At 68.7% G+C, this 14973-nt stretch carries 12 protein-coding genes; 5 read left to right on the top strand and 7 right to left on the bottom strand.

The features are described 5' to 3' along the window. The 3 genes from U742_RS0109205 to U742_RS0109195 form a co-directional block, all read left to right on the top strand. A partial coding sequence (locus U742_RS0109205) for an ABC transporter ATP-binding protein (RefSeq protein ID WP_029352248.1) occupies window positions 1-1077 on the top strand: 1077 nt, incomplete at its 5' end. Beyond that, a complete protein-coding gene (locus U742_RS0109200) occupies window positions 1074-2090 on the top strand; it encodes an ABC transporter permease (RefSeq protein WP_038360933.1) in 1017 nt (338 codons plus the stop codon). The genes U742_RS0109205 and U742_RS0109200, both read left to right, overlap by 4 nt. After that, window positions 2087-2974 (top strand): ABC transporter permease, encoded by an 888-nt coding sequence (locus U742_RS0109195; protein ID WP_029352245.1) that lies wholly within the window; start codon window positions 2087-2089, stop codon window positions 2972-2974. Before U742_RS0109200 ends, U742_RS0109195 begins: the two co-directional genes overlap by 4 nt. Window positions 2975-2986: 12 nt before the next feature. Here U742_RS0109195 and uraD read toward each other — a convergent pair whose 3' ends face one another. The 6 genes from uraD to pucL all read right to left on the bottom strand — a co-directional run bounded on the left by uraD (window position 2987) and on the right by pucL (window position 11164). Continuing rightward, window positions 2987-3874, bottom strand: a complete 888-nt coding sequence (gene uraD / locus U742_RS0109190) for a 2-oxo-4-hydroxy-4-carboxy-5-ureidoimidazoline decarboxylase (RefSeq protein WP_029352243.1) — start codon at window positions 3872-3874, stop codon at window positions 2987-2989. A 9-nt stretch (window positions 3875-3883) separates the two neighbouring features. After that, a complete protein-coding gene (guaD, locus tag U742_RS0109185) occupies window positions 3884-5233 on the bottom strand; it encodes a guanine deaminase (RefSeq protein ID WP_029352241.1) in 1350 nt (449 codons plus the stop codon). A gap of 49 nt (window positions 5234-5282) precedes the next feature. Continuing rightward, window positions 5283-6581 (bottom strand): NCS2 family permease, encoded by a 1299-nt coding sequence (locus U742_RS0109180; RefSeq protein WP_029352239.1) that lies wholly within the window; start codon window positions 6579-6581, stop codon window positions 5283-5285. A gap of 128 nt (window positions 6582-6709) precedes the next feature. Further along, window positions 6710-9460, bottom strand: coding sequence for a molybdopterin-dependent oxidoreductase (locus tag U742_RS0109175; protein WP_029352237.1), 2751 nt, complete (start codon window positions 9458-9460; stop codon window positions 6710-6712). Continuing rightward, window positions 9457-10281: an FAD binding domain-containing protein gene (locus U742_RS23180; protein ID WP_029352236.1), complete on the bottom strand. Its 825-nt coding sequence runs from the start codon at window positions 10279-10281 to the stop codon at window positions 9457-9459. Before U742_RS23180 ends, U742_RS0109175 begins: the two co-directional genes overlap by 4 nt. A 43-nt stretch (window positions 10282-10324) precedes the next feature. Then, window positions 10325-11164 carry a factor-independent urate hydroxylase gene (gene pucL / locus U742_RS0109165; protein ID WP_029352235.1) on the bottom strand — a complete coding sequence of 280 codons (840 nt, stop codon included), beginning with the start codon at window positions 11162-11164 and terminating at the stop codon, window positions 10325-10327. Window positions 11165-11356: 192 nt separating this feature from the next. On the opposite strand from pucL, the gene U742_RS0109160 reads away from it, so the two are divergent. Continuing rightward, complete coding sequence (locus U742_RS0109160; protein WP_197028217.1) at window positions 11357-12415, top strand: LysR family transcriptional regulator; 1059 nt, start codon at window positions 11357-11359, stop codon at window positions 12413-12415. Between the two features lie 84 nt (window positions 12416-12499). Next, complete coding sequence (ilvD, locus tag U742_RS0109155; protein ID WP_029352231.1) at window positions 12500-14332, top strand: dihydroxy-acid dehydratase; 1833 nt, start codon at window positions 12500-12502, stop codon at window positions 14330-14332. Between the two features lie 45 nt (window positions 14333-14377). On the opposite strand, the gene U742_RS0109150 is transcribed toward ilvD, so the two are convergent. After that, entirely contained in the window at window positions 14378-14869 is a 492-nt protein-coding gene (locus U742_RS0109150) for an HPP family protein (RefSeq protein WP_029352229.1), read from the bottom strand. Window positions 14870-14973 lie beyond the last annotated feature (104 nt).

The following is a 14973-nucleotide window of genomic DNA, read 5'->3' as shown; positions in this document are numbered from 1 at the left end:
ATGGCCGCAGCCGTCGAGCTTGAGGGCGTCAACGTCACCTTCGGCGACTTCGTCGCGGTGCGCGACGCCAACCTCACCATCGAGCCGGGCGAGTTCTTCTCCTTCCTCGGCCCCTCCGGCTGCGGCAAGACCACGCTCCTGCGCACCATCTCCGGCTTCATCGAGCCGACCCGCGGCACGGTGCGCATCGGCGGGGCGGACATGAAGGGTATCGGGCCGAACAAGCGGCCGACCGCCCTCATCTTCCAGAACCTCGCTCTGTTCCCGATGATGACGGTCGCCGAGAACATCGGCTACGGCCTGCGCGTGCGCGGCGTGCCGCGCCACGAGCGGGATGAGAAGGTCAAGAACCTGCTCATCCAGATCGCGCTGCCCGAGCACGGCCACAAGCTGGTCTCCGAGCTCTCCGGTGGCCAGAAGCAGCGCGTCGCCATCGCCCGCGCGCTGGCGGTGGAGCCGTCCGTGCTGCTGCTCGACGAGCCGCTGTCCGCCCTCGACCTGAAGCTCAGACAGCACATGCGCGCGGAGCTGCGCGCCATCCAGAAGCGGGTGGGCATCACCTTCATCTACATCACCCACGACCAGGGCGAAGCCCTGACCATGTCGGACCGCATCGCGGTGATGAATGCCGGGGTGATCGAGCAGGTCGGTGGCGGGCGCTCCGTCTATGCCGAGCCGCGCACCCCCTTCGTCGCCTCCTTCGTCGGCGAGAACAACCAGATCCGCGGACGCATCGCCGAGGTGGCGGACGGCATGGCGACGCTGGAAACGCCGCTCGGCACGCTCAAGGGGCGCAATCCCATTGGTCTGCCGGTGGGAGAGGACGCGCTGCTCTTCGTGCGGCCGGAGGCGCTGAAGCTGCATGCCAACGGTTCCACCGTGGGCTTCGAGGGCGAGGCCATCGACGTCGCCTATGAGGGCAGCGTCACCCATGTCACGCTTCGCGCGCGCACCGGGCAGAAGATCACCGCCTCGATGGGTGGCGCTGCTGGCGCCCTGCCCGAGGCCGGACAGACGCTGCGCGTCGGCTTCATGCCGGAGGACGGCCTGCTCCTCGCGCGGCCGGTGACGCAATGAGCGGCGCAAGCGGCCTCCTCGTCGTCATCGGCCTGCCGCTGCTGACCGCCGTCGCACTCGTCGCCATCGGCTGGTCGGAGCGGCGCTTCGGCATCGTGCAGGGCCCGGGCTTCTTCCAGCGCAACGGCCTCGCGGTCGGCATCTACCTCGTCGTCGCGGTCGGCTTCTGGGCCTTCTTCGTCATCGTGCTGCCGCAGCTCGCCATGGTCGACATGTCGTTCCGGCCGAAGCTGCCGCCGGCCCAGATGGGCGGGCCGAAGGATGTCTACACGCTGGAGAACTACCGCTACTTCCTGTTCGGCTCGACCACTTCGACCGCGAGCTGGAACTGGCTGCACATCAAGGCCTTCTTCCTCACCATCGCGGTGAGCATCGTCATCACCCTGCTCAATTTCGCGATCTGCTATCCGCTCGCCTTCCACATGGCGCAATCGGCGCGGCCGGCGCGGCTGCGCGTCCTGCTGCTGCTGCTCATCATTCCCTATTGGGTGAACGAGATCCTGCGCGCCTTCGCCTTCCGCGTGCTGCTCTCTTCCGGCGGCGTGATCAACAAGGCGCTGATGGGGATCGGTCTCACCGATGCTCCCATCGATTTCCTCGGCAACGACGTCGGGCTCTATATGGGGCTCAGCTATGCCTACCTGCTGATGATGATCTTCCCGCTCTACAACGCCATCGAGAGCCTCGACAAAAACCAGATCGAGGCGGCCCGCGACCTCGGCGCGCCCTGGTGGCACATCCACGCCTTCATCGTCATGCCGCATGCGAAACCCGGCATCGCCTCGGGCTGCACGCTGGTCTTCATGCTGTGCGCCGGCGCGCTGGCCGCTCCCCTTGTGCTCGGCGGCCCCCGCACGCTGTGGTTCACGCCGATCGTCTATGACCGCTTCTATCAGGCCTTCAACTGGCCGCAGGGCGCCGCCTACGCCTTCATCCTGCTGGTGACCTGCATCGTCTTCGTGCTGACCGTGCTGAAGATGTTCCGCCTCAGCCTCGGGGAGATCACGCGATGAAGGCGGGACTGCTCCAGCGCGTGATGTTCGCGGTCTATATCGCGATCTTCTTCGTCTACCTGCTCGGCCCGCTGGGAGTGATGGGCGTCTCCGCCTTCAACACGCCGGAATACCCGCAGGTCTGGCCGATCGAGGGGGTCACCCTCGACTGGTTCGGCAAGCTGCTCGCCGACCAGGACATGATGTACGGGCTGGTCACCAGCCTGTGGATCGGGCTGCTCGTCGTCGCCCTCGCGGTTCCGGTCGGCCTGGCCGGGGCGATCGTGATGACGCAAATCAGCCAGCGCGTGCGCTCGACCTATTATCTGGTGGTGGTCTCGCCGGTACTCACCCCCGGCATCATCATCGGCATCTCGACCGTGGTGTTCTGGCGCGAGCTGACACTGGCCACCGGAACGCGCTTCCTCTACGACGGCATCATCCTCACCGTCATCGCCCAATCGAGCTTCATCTCGGCCTATTGCATGCTGATCATCCTCGCCCGGCTGCAGCGCTTCGACCGGGCGCAGGAAGAGGCCGCGCTCGATCTCGGCGCGTCCTATCCGCAGGTGTTCCGCCATATCCTGCTGCCGTTCCTGAAGCCGGCGCTGTTCTCGGCGGCGGTGCTGGCCTTCCTGTCCTCCTTCGAGAACTACAACACCACCACCTTCTCGATCCTCTCCGACAAGACGCTGACCACCGTGCTGGCCGGCCGCGTGCGCCAGGGCACGACGCCGGCGATCAGCGCGCTGGCGGTGATCATCGTCGCGGCGACGCTGGTCGGCGCGCTGATCTACGAGATCGTGAAGCGGCGCGAGGATGCGCGGACGAGCGCCCGCCAGCGCGCGGCAGCCGCTGCCGAGGAGGAGGAGCTGACGGCCGAGCCGGCGGCCTCGCCGGCTTGAGCGCAGTCGCCCTTAGCTGCCGCGATAGGTCGAGTAGCTCCAGGGCGTGACCAGCAGCGGCACGTGATAGTGCCCCTCCGGCTCGGCGATGCCGAAGCGCAGCGGCACCGCGTCGAGGAAGGCGGGCTCCGGCAGGTCGAGGCCGCGCGCCGCGAAATAGGCGCCGACATGGAAGACCAGCTCGTAGCGCCCGGCACGCAGCGGGCCCCCGCCGATGAGCGGCGCGTCGGTGCGCCCGTCGGCATTGGTGTGCGCCTCCTTCAGCAGCGCGCGGGCGGAGCGGCCGACCTCGTAGAGCTCGATCCGCACGCCATCCGCCGGCCCGCCGCGCTGGGTATCGAGCACATGGGTCGACAGCCTCCCGGCGGTCGCCGGCTTGCCCGGTCCCTCCACCTTTTCCACGAGGCGCAGCCGGGTGATGTGCCCGATCTCGTCGAGCGCCGCGGCGAGCTCAGCCGGACGATCGTTGCCGAGCCGACGCTCGAAGGCATCGAGCACCGCGTCACGGGTCTGGCGACGCACGCAGATGACGAAGGGAAAGCCGAAGCGGGCGCGATAGGCGCCGTTCAGGCGCTCGAAGCGCACATAGTCCTCGTCCGGCAGCCGGTCGAGCCCGAGCCCGGCCTGCTCGCTCACCGAGGCGGGGGCGATGTCGCCCGCGCGCGCCGCCTTGCCGGCGAGGTCGGGATGACGCGCGATGAAGGCGACCTGCTCCTCGGCCGGCAGGCGGGTCACCGCCCGCATCATCGCCGCATGCAGCGCCGCCACGGTGGCGAAGGGCCGTTCCGTGAAGGCCGCCTCGGCCACGAAGGGCGCGTGCTCGAATATGCCGTCCAGCGCGGCGATGAAGCCCGCGCGGTCGGCCCCGTTCAGGGCGTCGAGGGTGACGGTGTCGGCCACGGCGTTTCCTCAGATGGAGGCAGGATAGCGGAAGGGCTCGCCGGTGCGCTCGCGGTCATAGACCGGCTCGCCGGCGATATAGGTGGCGCGCACCGCGCGGTCGTCGCCGAGCGTCATCAGCACGAAGAGCTGCTCGACGATGTCCTTGCAATAGGAGCTGCGGAAGGCGAGCAGCGGCGTCGCCTTGGGGTCGAGCAGGCAGATATCCGCCTCGTAGCCCGGCGCCAGACGGCCGAGCCGGTCGCCGAGCTGCAGCGCCCGCGCGCCGCCGAGAGTGGCGAGGTAGAGGCCCTGCACGGCATCGAGCTTGTTCCCCGAAAGCGCCGCGACCTTGTAGGCCTCGTTCAGGGTCTGGAGATGCGAGAGGCTGGTGCCGGCGCCGATGTCGGTGCCGAGCGCGACATGCACCGGCCGGCGCGGATCGAGCGCCTCGCGCAGCTTGAACAGACCGCTGCCGAGGAACAGGTTCGAGGTCGGGCAATGCGCCAGCGCCGCCCCGGCGGCATGGCAGGTGCAGAAATCGTGTTCGTGCAGATAGACGCCATGGCCGAACATGGCACGCGGGCGCACCAGCCCGGCATGGGCGTAGACGTCGAGATAGCTCGACCGCTCGGGATAGAGCGAGAGCACCCATTCGATCTCGCTCGGGTTCTCGCACAGATGCGTCTGCATGAAGAGCCCGTCATGCTCCAGCAGCAGCGCGCCGGCCGCCTCGAGCTGCGCCTCGGTGCTGGAAGCGGCAAAACGCGGCGTCACGCAATAGAGCTGGCGCCCGTTGCGGTGCCAGCGGCCGATCAGCGCCTTGCTCTCCTCATAGCCGCGCTCGACGGTGTCGCGCAGCCCCTCGGGCGCGTTGCGGTCCATGAGCACCTTGCCGGCGATCATCCGCGCGTTGAAACGCGCGGACTCGGCGAAGAAGGCGTCGACCGATTGCGGATGCACCGTGCAGTAGACCATCGCCGTTGTGGTGCCGGCGCGCAGCAATTCGCGCAGGAACACGCGGGCGACATGCTCGGCATGGGCGCTGTCGGCGAATTGCTGCTCGGTCGGGAAGGTGTAGGTGGTCAACCATTCGAGTAGCTGCTCGCCATAGGCGGCGACCATCTGCAACTGCGGATAGTGCACATGCGCGTCGATGAAGCCCGGGCACATGATCGAGCCGGGATATTCGTCCGGCTCGACGCCCGCCGGCAATGTGCCGGCGAGCTCGGCATAGGGGCCGAAGGCGGTGATCACCCCGTCCTCGATCATCACCAGCGCTTCCTCGATATATTCGAGGCAGCTATCGCTGGGATGCTCGAAGGGATTGTCCTTCAGCGTGATCGCCGCGCCGCGCAGCGCCTTCACCGTCGTGCTCATGATGCCTTTCCGCCTCGAATAGCCGCCGGGATAGTAGCGGCGCCGCCGGTCAGTGTCCGGCGGTCTCGTGGATGAACTTGAACAGGAACACCGCCGCGATGATCCACACCACCGGATGCACCTGACGGGCGCGGCCGGTCAGCAGCTTCAGCGCGGCATAGCTGATGAAGCCGAAGGAGACGCCGTTAGCGATCGAGTAGGTGAAGGGCATCAGAAGCGCAGTGACGCAGGCCGGAATGACCTCGGTGGTGTCGCTCCAGTCGAGGTCGACCAGCTCGCGCAGCATCAGGCAGGCGACGTAGAACAGCGCCGGGGCCGTGGCATAGGCCGGCACCGAGCCGGCAAGCGGCGAGATGAACAGGCAGGCGAGGAACAGCGCCGCAACCGTGACCGCGGTCAGCCCGGTGCGGCCGCCCTCCTGCACGCCGGAGGCGCTTTCCAGATAGGCGGTGGTGCTGGAAGTGCCGAGCAGCGAGCCGAGGAAGATGGCGCTGCTGTCCGCCATCAGCGCCTTGCTGAGGCGCCCCTGGCGCTCGGGGGTGAGCAGACCGGCGCGCCGCGCCACGCCCATCAGCGTCCCGGTGGCGTCGAACAGCTCGACGAGGAAGAACACCAGCACCACGTTGAGGATGCCGCCGGACAGCGCCGCCTTCACGTCGAGCGCGAAGAAGGTGGGCTCGATCGAGGGCGGCGGCGAGATGATACCCTTGAAGGTGTTGCCGGCGAACACGAAGCTGAGCACGGTCACCACCATGATGCCGATCAGCAGCGCGCCCTTTACCTCCAGCACCGAGAGTACGGCGACGACGATGAAGCCGATCACCGCCAGCACCACCTCGGGCTTATGCAGGTCGCCGAGCGTCACCAGCGTCGCCTGGCTGCCGGTGATGATGCCAGCGTTCTTGAGCGAGATAATCGCGAGGAACAGGCCGATGCCGACCGTGATGGCGATGCGCAGCGAATGCGGGATGCCGTTGACAATGATGTCGCGCAGCCGGAACAGCGTCACCAGCAGGAACAGCGTACCGGAGATGAACACCGCGCCGAGCGCCGCCTGCCACGTGTAGCCCATGCCGAGCACCACGACATAGGCGAAATAGGCGTTGAGCCCCATGCCAGGGGCGAGCGCGATGGGATAGTTGGCATAGAGGCCCATGATCAGCGTGCCGACCGCCGCCACCAGGCAAGTGGCGACGAAGACCGAGCCCTGGGGCATGCCGGCGTCACCGAGGATCATCGGGTTGATGAAGATAATGTAGGCCATCGTCACGAAGGTCGTGACGCCGGCGAGTATTTCCGTCCGCACGTTGGTGCCGTGCTCTTTCAATGCAAAAATTCGTTCAAGCATGGTCGGCAAAGCCTCGATTTGGGCGCGAGCGGCAGGCTCGCCGGCGGAGCGTTCCGTCGGCCTGGCAGGCGCGGGGGATGGGGAAGGCGCGTGGGGCGCCGGGATGCGCAGAGCGGAGCGGCCGGCTCCTAACCTGGCTCAGGCATCTCCTTTTCGAGCACGGCCCGGTAGATCCGGTCGGCGGTGATCGGGGTGGCGCGCATGCGCACGCCGGTGGCGTCGAAGATGGCGTTGGCGAGCGCGGCGGCCACCGGGTTGTAGGGGCTCTCGCTCATCGACTTGGCGCCGAGCGGGCCGACGCTGTCGTGGGTCTGCGCGAAATGTACCTCGGTGCGCGGCACATCGGCGAAGGCCGGAATGCGATAGCCGCGGAAGGTCGGGTTGGCGATCCGCCCCTCCTCGTCGACCAGCATCTCCTCGAACAGCGCGGCGCCGAGCGCCTGCGCCACGCCGCCCTCAATCTGCCCGCGGCACTGCATCGGGTTGACCACGCTACCGGCATCGGCCGCGTGGACGCTGCGCAGGATGCGGATCTCGCCGTAGCGGCGGTGCACCGCGACCTCGAAGCCCTGCACATTGAAGGCGACCGAGCGCGGCGTGCCGTCGGCATAGCCGGTCGCGCTCAGCAACATGCCGGCCGCCTTCGCCTCGTCGAGCAGCGCGACGAGCGCGATGCGCCGCTCCCCCGTGGCAGCCACACCGTCACCCTCGAGCCGGCAGTCGGCGGCTGCCACACCGAGGCGTGAGGCGGCGAAGTCGAGCAGGGTCTCCCTCAGCGACGTCGCCGCCCGCCGCGTCGCCTCGCCGGCGACGACGGTGCCGGTCGAACCATAGGCGCCGGTGTCATGGCGGATGTGATCGGTGTCGGACTGGCGGATGCGGATCGCGCCCACCGTCGCGTTCAGCACGGTGGCGGCGATCTGCGCATGCACCGTGGTGGTGCCGTTGCCGAACTCGGCGGTACCGACGAGCAACTCGTAGCCGCCGTCGGGGGCGACCTTCAGCCGGCTTTCCGCCACATGGCCGCGCGGCGGGATAGTGTCGATCATCGCCGCCGCCATGCCGCGGCCGATCAGCCAGTCCTCGTCGAGCCCGTGCGGCGCATCGGACGCCATCTCCCGCTCGACGATGTCGAGGCACTGGTCGAGCCCGTAGCTACCGAACACGACGTCATGGGGCGCCTCGTCGGCGGCGACCATCGCTTCGCCCGGCCGCACCATGTTCTTCCGGCGCAGCTCGTAGGGGCTCATGCCGAGCTTCGCGGCGAGCTCGTCCATGGCCGACTCGATCGCGAAATTGGTCTGACTGAGTCCGTAGCCCCGGAAGGCGCCGCTCGGCAGCGTGTTGGTGTAGACGACCTCGCCGTCCACCCGCTTATTCGGGCAGCGATAGAGCGCCACCGACTCGCCGCAGCCGTGGAACAGCACGCCGGCGGCGTGGTTGCCATAGGCGCCGGTGTTGGAGAGCACCCGCATCGCAACGACGGTGAGCGTACCGTCGCGGCGGGCACCGAGCGTCACGGTGATGCGCATCGGGTGACGGCTGGTCGAGGCCAGGAACTGCTCGGAGCGGGTGTATTCGAGCTTCACCGGCCGCCCGGTCTTCAGCACCGCAAGCGCGACGATGTCCTCAGTCAGCATCTCCTGCTTGCCGCCGAAGCCGCCGCCCACCCGCTCGCAGAACACGCGCACCTCGTCGCGCGGCAGGCCGAAAAGGTCGGCGAGCGCGTCGCGGGTGAGGAAGGGCGTCTGCGTGGAAGAGCGGACGTTCAGCCGCCCGGCAACGTCGCGCCAGCCGATGCAGCCATGCGTCTCGAGATGCGCGTGCTGCACGCGCTGCGTGATGTAGACCTCCTCCACCACGACATCCGCCTCGGCACGGCCCTGCGCCACGTCGCCGACCTCGCCATGCAACTCGGCGACGAGATTGCGCGCGGGGTCCGCAATGCGCGAGGAAGCCGGCTTGTCGTGTAGGATCGGTGCGCCGGGACGCATCGCCTCCTCTGGATCGAACACCGCCGGCAGCGTCTCGTAGCGCACCAGGAGGGCGTCGCGCCCGGCTTCCGCCGCCGCCTCGCTCGTCGCCACCACCGCAGCGACCCGCTGGCCGACGAAGCGCACCACGTCGTCCAGTACCCGCGTGTCGTCGACATCGTCGGCCGGATGATGGTGCCGCGCGGTGGAGAACAGTGTCTGCGGCGCATCCGCATGGGTCAGCACCGCGACCACGCCGGGTACGGCGAGCGCGGCGCGGGCGTCGATCTCGACGATCCGCGCATGGGCGTGCGGCGAGCGCGCGATCTTCATGTGCAGCAGGCCGGCGAGTTCGCCCTCCGGCGCGACGTCCATGGTGTAGCGCGCCCGGCCGGTGACGACGGCCGGGCCGGCGGGCGCCGGGACATTGTGCCCGCAACCGGCGCCGGCGGCGTCCGGCTCCACATGGTGCACGCCCTCGACCGCATCGGCGATGGCGCGATAGCCGGTGCAGCGGCAGAGATTGCCCTTCAGCGCGGCGGGAAGGTCGCGCTTCTGTCCCTGATCGAGGGTCGCGGCGGTCATCACCATGCCGGCGGTGCAGAAGCCGCACTGGAAACCCTGCGCATCGAGGAAGGCCTGCTGCATCGGGTGCAGCGTTCCGTTGCCGGCGTGGGTAGCGGCGAGTCCCTCGATGGTCGTCACCGCCCGGCCCTCGGCGCGGAACGCCGGCACCAGGCAGCTATGCACCGGCCGCCCGTCGAGATGCACGGTGCAGGCGCCGCAATCGCCGGCGTCGCAGCCCTTCTTCACGCCGAAGAAGCCGAGCTCGCGCAGGAAGGTGCGCAGGCACTGGCCCGGGCGCGGCTGGGTGGCGAAACTGGTGCCGTTGACGAGGAAGCTCACCGCCCGCCCTCCGTCAGCTCGGTACGGATCTCGCGAGCGAATTCGCGGGTCATGTGGCGGCGCCAGTCGGGCCGGCCATGGATGTCGTCGTGGTAGAGCTCCGGCGGGATCGCCGCCTCGAGCGCCGCCTCGAGCCCAGAAGGCGAAGGAGGCTCGGCGAAGGCAAGCTGCACCGGGCGCCGCGTCGACGCCGTCACGGTCAGCACGAAGCCGCCCTCGGCCTCGCGCGTGCCGATCAGCAGAACGCCCGAGCGTCCGAGCCGGCTCAGCGAGGCGCGGCGGAAGGCGAAGCGGCGCGCGAGCGCCGCGCGCGGCAGCTCGATGGCGCGCAGCACCTCGCCACGCTCCAGCGCGTTGTCGAGCGGGCCACGCACGAAATCGACGACGCTCACGCGCCGCTCGCCGCCGCCCGGCGTCCAGATCACGCAGACGCCATCGAGCGCGGCGGTGAGCGAGATCATCGGCCCGGCCGGCAGCGACATGCAGATGTTGCCGCCCACGCTCGCCATGTTCCAGATCTTGAAGGAGGCGAGGAAGGCGCGGCAGCACTGGCCGATCAGCGGCGCCGCCGTCCATTCGGCCGGCGCCTCGAAGGCGTCGAGCTCGGCGACGGTGCAGGTGGCGGCGATGGAGAGCCCCTCCGGAGTCGCGACCAGCGGCGGCCAGCCCAGCCCCGACAGGTCGACGAGACGGCGCAGCCCCGGCTGCGGCTCGGAGAACAGCCAGGTGCCGCCGGCGAGAAAGGCGTCGCCCGGCGCGAGGCCGTCGAGCTCCTCGCGCCGCGACGGACGCGCCACCGCCTCTATAGTGTTGAGGTCCATCCCGGTCCCGATCCGCCGCCCCGATCCGCCCCCGCGCCGGCCTTCAGCCCCGCGCCACCGTGCATTCGATCTGCCCGTGCGGCTCGTCAGTCGGCGTGAAGACCTGCCCGTCGGACGACCGCCCGAAGGGCGAGAGATCGATCGGCAGATAGTGCTTGTTCGGGCAGGCCAGCGAAATCTCGGCGATCTCCGGCACTGCCGCCAGCGCCGCCTCGCTCATCAGATACATGGTCGCCTGCACGCCGGGGCTGTAGGTGGTGGCGAACACCTTGAGCGCCGCCGCCAGCAGCGCCGCGTTCGCCGCCTCGTAGGAGGCCGGCGTGCCGGACCAGCGCCACGACGCCACCATCGAGGTCGCCAGCATGCGGTCATGCGTCGGCTTGATGGTGGTGACGTCGTCCATCACGTAATTCTCCCACCCGGATTCGGTGGTCTTCAAGAAGGTGAAGCCGTCGAGGCCGGAGGTGAGCGTGCGCCCCCACCGCGTGGCCGAGAGCTGCACGGTCGGTCGGCCGTTGCCGTCGAGCAGGAAGGCATGGTCGTGTGGCACGCCGTCGACCTCCAGACGCGCCCAGCTCGTCTCCGAGGTCGAGACGTCGACCTGGTCGACATTGGAATAGCGGTCGAGGAAGAAGGTCGCGAGCTTGCCGGCGAACACCTCGTTCTCGTCCGCCACATTGTCCCGCGCGACAATGTTGACGATGTTCTTCACCGTGTCGGTGGCGATGACGGAGGAATTGTCGCCCTCGGTGAAGGAACCGGCGAAGTCGCCGGTGAGCATCACCTTCACGGTGAGCTCGCGCACCTCGTGGCGCGGCCCGTCGCGGCGCACCCGCATGATCCGCACCCGGCCCTTTCCATGGCTGTGACGGACAAGCGGCATGAGATCCTCCCGATGAACAAAAATTGCAGCATGAAGCGCCGGAGCGGTCCGGCGCATCCGTCCGGCCTCGTTCCGTCCTGCAAAGCATCTTAGCGAGCTTCGCCGCGCTTGATATTTCCGATTGCAGAACGCTACGCTGCCGATCTGGCAGCAGCGCTGCCGCATCGACGGAGGCCTATCACGAGCAAGACCGTGGCTGACAAGGCATCCGGACGCAGGACTTCGACGCCCCTGCCCCCCGACCGGAGCGAGGGCTCCGTCGACACCCCCGGATCGGCCAAGGCGCTGCCGGTGCGTCCGCGCGAGAATGCGCTCTCACCCGCCCATCTCGCCCGCGTCTTCCATCAGCCGTCGCTGATCTATTTCAACGCGGTGGCCGAATATCTCTCGGTGCGCGAGGCGGCGCGGCGGCTCAACGTCGCCTCCTCCGCGGTGACGCGCCAGGTCGCCCAGCTAGAGGATGCGCTCGGCCTCTCGCTGTTCCAGCGCGACGGCCGGCGGCTGAAGCTCTCTCCCGCCGGCGAGATCCTCTACCGCCATGCGCGCCGGCTCACCGCGCCGCTGGAGGCGGCGGTCTCCGAGCTTGACCTGCTGCGCGGGCTGAAGACCGGCTCGGTCCGGGTGGCGACGGTGGAGAGCGTCGGCCTGTCCTTCCTGCCGGAGCTGATCGTCGCCTTCGGCAAGCGCTACCCCCGGCTCAATCTCGACGTCACGGTCGCGAGCTCGGCCGAGGTGATCGCCCGCCTCATCGACGAGCGCATCGATATCGGCTTCGGCTTCGTCACCCAGCCGCCGCGGCAGATCGAGATGGCGGTGCGCCGCGACGTGCGCATCGGCGCGGTGATGCGGCCGGATCATCCACTGGCCGCGCAGGAGCGGCTGACCCTCGATCTCTGCCTCGCCCATCCGATCGCGGTGGCCAAGCCCGAGATCTCGATTCGCGACGTCATCGAGCCCTTCCTCACCAGGACCGGCGGCCGCGCGCCACCGCTGGTGGAGGTCGATTCCATCCGCATGCTGGTGGAGCTCGCTCTGCTCGGCCACTACGTCTCGATCATGACGCCGATCGGTGTACAGAACGAGCTTAAGAACGGCACGCTGGTGTTCCGGCCGCTGGAGGATTTCGGCCTGCCGACCAACCGCTTCGGGCTGATGGTGCGGGCCGGCGGCGGCCTGCATTTCGCCTCCGCCGTCTTCTACGAGCACGCCAAGGGCCACTTCCAGGCCCTCGAACTGCCCGGCGCGGTCTGAAACCCTTCTGGAATTGATCGAATCAGGCGTTGCGATGCGCGCGGGCTGAGCGCATAAGCCCCCGCGACGTCCGGAGAAGAGCCCATGCCCGCCTATCGTTCCCGCACCTCCACCCACGGCCGCAACATGGCCGGCGCCCGTGGCCTGTGGCGCGCCACCGGCATGAAGGATGGCGATTTCGGCAAGCCGATCATCGCGGTGGTGAATTCCTTCACGCAGTTCGTGCCGGGGCACGTGCACCTGAAGGATCTCGGCCAGCTCGTCGCGCGGGAGATCGAGAAGGCCGGCGGCGTCGCCAAGGAGTTCAACACCATCGCGGTCGACGACGGCATCGCGATGGGCCATGACGGCATGCTCTATTCGCTGCCCTCGCGCGAGCTCATCGCCGACAGCGTCGAATACATGGTCAACGCGCATTGCGCCGACGCCATGGTCTGCATCTCCAATTGCGACAAGATCACCCCCGGCATGCTGATGGCGAGCCTGCGCCTCAACATCCCGACCGTCTTCGTCTCCGGCGGCCCGATGGAAGCCGGCAAGGTGATCCTCTCCACCGGTGCCAAGAAGGTCGACCTGATCGACGCCATGGTGGCCGCGGCCGACGAGCGCGTCTCCGACGAGGACGTGAAGGTGATGGAGCGCTCGGCCTGCCCGACCTGCGGCTCCTGCTCCGGCATGTTCACCGCCAATTCGATGAACTGCCTCACCGAGGCGCTCGGCCTCGCTTTGCCGGGCAACGGCTCGACGCTGGCGACCCATGCCGACCGCGAGCGGCTCTTCGTCGAGGCCGGCCACCTCGCGGTCGATCTCGCTCGCCGCTATTACGAGCAGGACGACGCGAGCGTGCTGCCGCGCGCGGTGGCGAGCTTCAAGGCGTTCGAGAACGCGATGACGCTCGACATCGCCATGGGCGGCTCGACCAACACCGTGCTGCACCTGCTCGCCGCCGCGCAGGAAGGCGAGGTCGACTTCACCATGGCCGACATCGACCGGTTGTCGCGCCGCGTGCCGGTGCTGTGCAAGGTGGCCCCCGCCGTCGCCGACATCCACATGGAGGACGTCCACCGGGCGGGTGGCATCATGGGCATCCTCGGCGAGCTCGACCGCGCCGGGCTGATCGACACCACGGTCGGCAACGTCCATTCCGGCACGCTCGGCGCCGCGCTTGACCGCTGGGACGTGGTGCGCACCAAGAGCCAGGCGGTGCATGACTTCTACCGCGCCGCGCCGGGCGGCGTGCCGACGCAGGTCGCCTTCAGCCAGAACCGGCGCTACGACGAATTGGACCTCGACCGCGAGAAGGGCGTGATCCGGAACGCGGAGCACGCCTATTCGAAGGATGGCGGCCTCGCGGTGCTGTTCGGCAATCTCGCCGAGGACGGCTGCATCGTAAAGACGGCGGGCGTCGACGCCTCGATCCTGACCTTCACCGGCCCGGTCCGGCTGTTCGAGAGCCAGGACGCGTCGGTCTCCGCCATTCTCGGCGGCCGGGTCAAGCCGGGCGACATCGTGCTGATCCGCTATGAAGGGCCGCGCGGCGGGCCGGGCATGCAGGAGATGCTCTACCCGACCAGCTATCTGAAGTCGAAGGGCCTCGGCAAAGCCTGCGCGCTGGTCACCGATGGGCGTTTCTCCGGCGGCTCCTCGGGGCTTTCCATCGGCCACGTCTCACCCGAGGCGGCCGAGGGCGGCACCATCGGCCTGGTGCGCGAGGGCGACATTATCGAGATCGACATCCCGAACCGGCGCATCCACCTCGCCGTCGACGACGCAACGCTTGCGGCGCGGCGCGAGGAGCAGGACGCGCTCGGCTGGAAGCCGGCCGAGCCGCGCAAGCGCGCGATCTCGACGGCGCTGCGCGCCTATGCGGCGCTCACCACCAGTGCCGCCAAGGGCGCGGTGCGCAGGGTGCCGTGAGGCTCGCCATCCCGATGCGAGTTCGCATCGGGGATCGGCCGCCTCTCAGTTCGGATGCAGCGGATAGGTGGTGCCGGTCGCGCGGTGATAGAGGCTGGCGATCGCCACCAGGCTCACCGAGCCGGCCAGCACCGGCATAACGAGATAGCTCCATTCCGGATGCGCCGCGGCGAACACCAGTAGCGGGTCGGCGCCCGCCGGCGGATGGGTGACGCGAAGCGCCGCCATCAGCGAGATCGCCACCCCGACCGCGAGCGCGGCCGCCCACCATTCACCCGGCAGCACGGTGTGCAGCGCGAGCGCGGCGGCGGTCGCCAGCACATGGCCGCCGACGACGTTCGCCGGCTGCGACAGCGGGCTGGCGGGCAGCGAGAACAGCAGCACGCAGCTCGCCCCGAACGGCGCGATCAGCATCGGCGTGCCGGCATGCACGCTGAGCCCGCCCGCGATGGCGATGGCCAGCAGCCCACCGAGACCGGCGAGCAAGGTGTGATGCGGCTTGTGGGGCGGCTGGTGGCGAGTGATGTAGCGGCGCATGCGTCCAAACCATCTGCACTAAATTTGAGCACTTGGTGCCTTAGATTGCAGCAAAGTGTCAATCCGCACTCCTACGACCTGTTTTCGGGTGGCCTGTGGCGAAT

Source organism: Allobosea sp. 117 (genome assembly GCF_000702305.1).
GTDB lineage: Bacteria > Pseudomonadota > Alphaproteobacteria > Rhizobiales > Xanthobacteraceae > Ancylobacter.
Note: the sequence above shows the minus strand (reverse complement) of the source record. Positions and strands in the feature narration are given on the sequence as shown.

What these genes read in the sequence shown, in the direction of transcription:
- U742_RS23180 (WP_029352236.1), bottom strand. Translation starts at nt 10,281, where the DNA reads ATGGACCTCAACACTATAGAGGCGGTGGCGCGTCCGTCGCGGCGCGAG.
- U742_RS0109150 (WP_029352229.1), bottom strand. Translation starts at nt 14,869, where the DNA reads ATGCGCCGCTACATCACTCGCCACCAGCCGCCCCACAAGCCGCATCAC.
- pucL (WP_029352235.1), bottom strand. Translation starts at nt 11,164, where the DNA reads ATGCCGCTTGTCCGTCACAGCCATGGAAAGGGCCGGGTGCGGATCATG.
- U742_RS0109180 (WP_029352239.1), bottom strand. Translation starts at nt 6,581, where the DNA reads ATGCTTGAACGAATTTTTGCATTGAAAGAGCACGGCACCAACGTGCGG.
- ilvD (WP_029352231.1), top strand. Translation starts at nt 12,500, where the DNA reads ATGCCCGCCTATCGTTCCCGCACCTCCACCCACGGCCGCAACATGGCC.
- U742_RS0109195 (WP_029352245.1), top strand. Translation starts at nt 2,087, where the DNA reads ATGAAGGCGGGACTGCTCCAGCGCGTGATGTTCGCGGTCTATATCGCG.
- guaD (WP_029352241.1), bottom strand. Translation starts at nt 5,233, where the DNA reads ATGAGCACGACGGTGAAGGCGCTGCGCGGCGCGGCGATCACGCTGAAG.
- U742_RS0109200 (WP_038360933.1), top strand. Translation starts at nt 1,074, where the DNA reads ATGAGCGGCGCAAGCGGCCTCCTCGTCGTCATCGGCCTGCCGCTGCTG.